Genomic DNA, 3,310 nt, shown 5'->3' on the forward strand with positions numbered 1-3,310 from the left:
GTTCGGCGAGCATCTCAGCCTCCTGCAGATCGTCGGCATGGCGATCGCCACGCTCGGCGTCGGGCTGGCGACCGCGCGGCCGGCCAGCCCCGGACGGTCTCAACCGATGCGGGCGCGCGCCTCGAGATAGCGGCTGATTGCGGCATTGAGCTCGCCGCCAAGGATAAAGATCGCCGACACGATGTAGAGGAAGACGACCGCGATCATAATCGAGGCGAGGCCGGCATAGGTCGTCACATAGGACGAGAAATGGTCGAGATAGGTGGCAAAGATGGTCGAGCCGGCCAGCCAGGCCGCCAGCGTGAAGATGATGCCCGGCACGATCGACAGCAAGCGGCGCTTGCCTGCCGGCAGCCAGAAGTGCACCGCGAACAGGCCGATGACGATGACCGTCGAGGCGATGATGTAGCGCCATAGGGTGATCGTGCCCATATAGGGCCTGATCCATTCGAGATGGGCCTCCGCCAACCGCGCCAAGAGCGGAGCGAACACCAGGAGCACGCTGATCGCCAGGAAACAGGCCGTGGCGATCAGCACGAAGATGATGCTCTGGACGCGGCGATAGATGATGCCGCGCGTTTCCGACACCCGATAGGCGCGGTTGAGCGAGGTGCGCAGCGCCTCGATGCCGTTCGAGGCGAAGTAGGCGGCGAGCAGCACGCCGTAGGTCAACAGGTCGGTGCGCCTGACGGTGAGCACGTTCAGCACCTCGCGCGCGATCGGCTTGGCGATCTGCTCCGGCCAGGTGTCGAAGACCAGATGCACGGCGGTGTCGGCGAAGGCCTGCGCGCCGAGGAAGCTCGCCAGCGTCGTCGCGAAGATCAGGAACGGGAACAGCGCCATCAGCGAGGTGATCGCCAGATGGCTGGCCATCGCCCAGCCGTCATCGGTGTTGAAGTGACCGATCGCGTCATAGAGCACGCGGCGCAGGGCGACGATCTTCCGCAACACGTACCGCGTTCCCTTCGATTGTCTCGACGCCGCGAATATGGGAAGGGAATGCGGCAAATGGCAACCCTAGGTCAAACTCCGCCGTGAACGCGCCGCGCACCATCATCGTTACCGGTGCCTCTTCCGGGATTGGCGCCCATTGCGCCCGGGCGCTGAAGGCGGAAGGCTGGCGGGTGTTCGCGACGGCGCGCAAGCCGGCCGACATCGCGGCGCTCGAGGCCGACGGCATCGAGACCTTCTATCTCGACTATCGCGAGCCCGCCTCGATCGAGGCGCTGGTCGCCTCGGTGCTGGAGCGCACAGGCGGACGGCTCGACGCGCTGTTCAACAACGGCGCCCATGCGCAGCCCGGGGCCGTCGAGGACCTGCCGGTTTCGGCGCTCAAAGAGCAGTTCGAGGTCAATCTCTTCGGCTGGCACGATCTCACCCGCCGCATCGTGCCGGTGATGCGCCGCCAGGGCCATGGCCGGCTCGTCCACTGTTCCTCCATCCTCGGGCTGACGCCGGTCCGCTTTCGCGGCGCCTACTCGGCCTCCAAGCACGCGCTGGAAGGGCTGATGCTGTGCCTGCATCAGGAGCTTCTGGGCAGCGGCATCCATGTCTCGCTGATCGAGCCGGGGCCGGTGACGTCGAAGATCGCCTCGAACGGGCTGTTCTGGTTCCTGAAGAACATCGATCATGAGCATTCCGTCCACCGCGCTGACTACGAGGCGCAACTGGCGCGGCTGCGAGCCGGCGGCAGCACCTCGCGGCTGAAGCCCGGACCGGAGGTGGTCCACACCGCGTTGCGCCATGCGCTTCTGTCGCGGCGCCCACGCCCACACTATGTGGTAACAGTGCCGGCCAGGATCGGCGTGATCCTCAAACGCATCCTGCCGGCATCGTTGCTCTACCGCCTGCTCTCCAAACGCGCCTGAACGGAACTGATTGGAAAAAGACTATGGCAACCGTCTTCAATATCCTCGCCGTCCTCGTCATGCTCGCCGTGGTGTTCGTCCTGATCCGTGGTCTGATCAACATGCTGCGCGGCGGCTCCAGCATGACCTCCAACAAGCTGATGCAGGCGCGCGTGCTGTTGCAGTTCATCGCCTTGGTGCTGATCATGCTGGCGGTGTATTTCACCCGCAAGTGACCGGAGAGGCGGCGCGTGGTCAAGCTCAACAAGATTTATACCCGCACCGGCGACGACGGCACCACCGGCCTCGGCACCGGCGAGCGGCGGCTGAAATCCGACCTGCGCATCGACGCCTACGGCACGGTCGACGAGGCCAATGCCTGCATCGGCATGGCCCGCATCCACACCGTTGACAGCCATCCCTCGATCGACGCCATGCTGTCCCGCATCCAGAACGACCTTTTCGATCTCGGCGCCGATCTCGCCGTGCCGGATGACGGCAAGCCGCTCAGCTATGAGCCGTTGCGTATCGTCGCCTCGCAGACCGATCGCGTCGAGAAGGATATCGACCTCCTCAACAAGGAACTGCAGCCGCTCAAATCCTTCGTGCTGAACGGCGGCACGCCGGCGGCGGCCGCACTTCACCTTGCCCGCACGGTGGCGCGGCGGGCCGAGCGGATCTTGGTGGCGCTGGCGCAGGACCCCGGCGAGCCGGTCAACCGCGAGGCGATCAAGTACATCAACCGCGTCTCCGACTTTCTGTTCGTCGCCGCCCGTGCGGTCAATGACAATGGAAAGGCCGACGTGTTATGGGTTCCCGGCAAGAACCGCTGACTCCACGTGGAAGCGGAAGGGCCAGGGTCTCATGTTCATCCCGCTATACGACACCAACAGACTGCGTCACATCCACCTGCAATATGTGACGATCGGCCTGATCGTCGCCAACGTCCTCGTCTATTTCGCCACCACGCTCGGCGGCGAGGATTTCACCAACGCGGCGGTGCTCGGCCTCGGCTTCATCCCCTCCGTCGTCCACGACAAGGTCGAGCTTTCGCCCGAATTCGTCGTCATCCCGGAGAGCCTGAGCTACCTGACCTATTCCTTCCTGCACGCCGACATTTTCCACCTCGGCGGCAACATGCTGTTCCTGTGGGTGTTCGGCGACAATGTCGAGGATGCCCTCGGTCATATCCGCTATTTGATCTTCTACCTCGCCTGCGCCATTGCCGGCGCCTTCTTCCAGGGGTTGGTGGCCTGGGATTCGCAGGTGCCGCTGATCGGCGCCTCCGGCGCCATTGCCGGCGTCGTCGCCGCCTATCTGATCCTCTACCCAAGGGTGAAGGTCTGGGTGCTCGCCTTCGCCCGCATTCCCTTGCGCATCCCCGCCTTCATCCCGCTGATCCTGTGGATCGTCTTCCAGATCGTCATGTTCGCCGCCGGCGGCGAGGACCAGGTCTCCTGGGC

5 protein-coding genes and 1 pseudogene are annotated in these 3,310 nt (G+C 64.5%); 5 read left to right on the plus strand and 1 reads right to left on the minus strand.

Features of this window, described 5'->3' with window-relative positions:
* Nucleotides 1–130 (plus strand): annotated as a pseudogene (locus tag EN742_RS39685) (EamA/RhaT family transporter); the annotation flags it as partial.
* On the opposite strand, the gene EN742_RS28910 reads toward EN742_RS39685, so the two are convergent.
* On the minus strand, nucleotides 100–951 hold the full coding sequence (locus EN742_RS28910; protein ID WP_126058119.1) for a YihY/virulence factor BrkB family protein: 852 nt from the start codon (nucleotides 949–951) through the stop codon (nucleotides 100–102). The pseudogene EN742_RS39685 and the gene EN742_RS28910 overlap by 31 nt on opposite strands.
* 83 nt (nucleotides 952–1,034) lie before the next feature.
* Between EN742_RS28910 and EN742_RS28915 the strand changes: the two genes are divergently transcribed.
* The 4 genes from EN742_RS28915 to EN742_RS28930 form a co-directional block, all read left to right on the plus strand.
* A complete protein-coding gene (locus EN742_RS28915; RefSeq protein ID WP_126058118.1) occupies nucleotides 1,035–1,868 on the plus strand; it encodes an SDR family oxidoreductase in 834 nt (277 codons plus the stop codon).
* 23 nt (nucleotides 1,869–1,891) lie between these two features.
* Nucleotides 1,892–2,083 carry a twin transmembrane helix small protein gene (locus tag EN742_RS28920; protein ID WP_126058117.1) on the plus strand — a complete coding sequence of 64 codons (192 nt, stop codon included), beginning with the start codon at nucleotides 1,892–1,894 and terminating at the stop codon, nucleotides 2,081–2,083.
* 15 nt (nucleotides 2,084–2,098) lie between these two features.
* Nucleotides 2,099–2,680, plus strand: a complete 582-nt coding sequence (locus EN742_RS28925) for a cob(I)yrinic acid a,c-diamide adenosyltransferase (RefSeq protein ID WP_128333555.1) — start codon at nucleotides 2,099–2,101, stop codon at nucleotides 2,678–2,680.
* A gap of 31 nt (nucleotides 2,681–2,711) precedes the next feature.
* Nucleotides 2,712–3,310 (plus strand): rhomboid family intramembrane serine protease (locus EN742_RS28930; RefSeq protein WP_148670331.1); only part of this gene is annotated, 599 nt, incomplete at its 3' end.

Source organism: Mesorhizobium sp. M4A.F.Ca.ET.020.02.1.1, from assembly GCF_004022645.1.
In the GTDB taxonomy this organism is placed as follows: domain Bacteria; phylum Pseudomonadota; class Alphaproteobacteria; order Rhizobiales; family Rhizobiaceae; genus Mesorhizobium.

Excerpts from the sequence above, each read along its gene's own strand:
- EN742_RS28920 (WP_126058117.1), top strand. The coding sequence starts at position 1,892 with ATGGCAACCGTCTTCAATATCCTCGCCGTCCTCGTCATGCTCGCCGTG.